The following is a 1,040-nucleotide window of genomic DNA, read 5'->3' as shown; positions in this document are numbered from 1 at the left end:
CCGCCTCCGGATCGGCCGGCCTCGGCCTCTTCGGGCGCTTCCCCGGAACCCCCCACCGGCGCCGTCGCCGCCCGGGCGCTCGGCTACTGGTGGCGCGATCCGCGCTACAGCCGGGGACTGCTGGTGGTCCCGGCCGTCGTGGTGCTCGCCGTCTTCTACTCCGCCATCGGAAGCGGGGGCGACTCCTTCGTCGTGCTCTCGGCGCTCCTCATCGGCCTGATCTTCGGGGTGACCCTCTGCGCCGACGTCTCCTACGACGGCACCGCCTGGGCGGCCCATGTCAGCTCAGGAGTGACGGGGTCGGCCGATCGCGCCGGCCGCGTCGTCGCCGCAGCGTTGATCGGCGTCCCGGCGGTGCTCGTCGTCGCCGTCGGCACCTGCCTGTACGCGGGGCGTCCGGAGGCGATCCCCGGCGTGCTCGGGATGTCGCTGGCCCTGGTGCTGAGCGGCTTCGGCGTCTCGAGTGTCGCGTCGTCGCTGGTCGTGTACCCCGTGCCGGCGCCGGGGGACAGCCCGCTGAAGACTCCGCCGGGCTCGGGGATGATCTCGAGCGTGGTGATGTTCGGCAGCATGGCCGCGACAGGTCTGCTCTCGCTGCCCTCGATCGTGCTGGGCGCGATATCGCTGATCGGCGGCGACACGGTGCTCGGGGTGGTCTCGTTGGCGTTGGCGCTCGTGCTCGGCTCGGCGTTCGCGCTGATCGGGATCCGCGTGGGCGGCCGCATCGTCGACCGCCGCGCGCCGGAGCTGTTCGCCGCCCTCGTGACGGTCGGCTGACGCTCGTCCCGCTCGTCCCGCCCGCTCCCGCGAGTGTCTCCTGGACACTCGCAGGCCCGACGCGGAGCCGTCGCTCGCGGCGGACCGGCAGGATGGGGGAGTGCGCAGCGTCGAAGTCCTCCTCGACCCGGAGTCGGACGCGCGCGTCCGCGGTCAGTGGCAGGCGCTCGACGCGGCCGGCATCCCCAGCCTCGCGCTGCACACGTCCGCGAGCAACCGCCCGCACCTCACCCTCGTCGCCGGCCCCGAGCTCGTCGCCCCCG

Annotated in this window: 1 pseudogene; it reads left to right on the top strand. The window is 74.0% G+C overall.

The annotated features are described in order from the left end of the window. Positions 1 to 777 (top strand): annotated as a pseudogene (locus ACH61_RS17705) (transporter); the annotation flags it as partial. Positions 778 to 1,040 lie beyond the last annotated feature (263 nt).

It is taken from the genome of Rathayibacter tanaceti, from assembly GCF_001634385.1.
Taxonomy (GTDB): Bacteria; Actinomycetota; Actinomycetes; order Actinomycetales; family Microbacteriaceae; genus Rathayibacter; species Rathayibacter tanaceti.
This window is presented reverse-complemented; position numbering and strand designations above follow the sequence as displayed.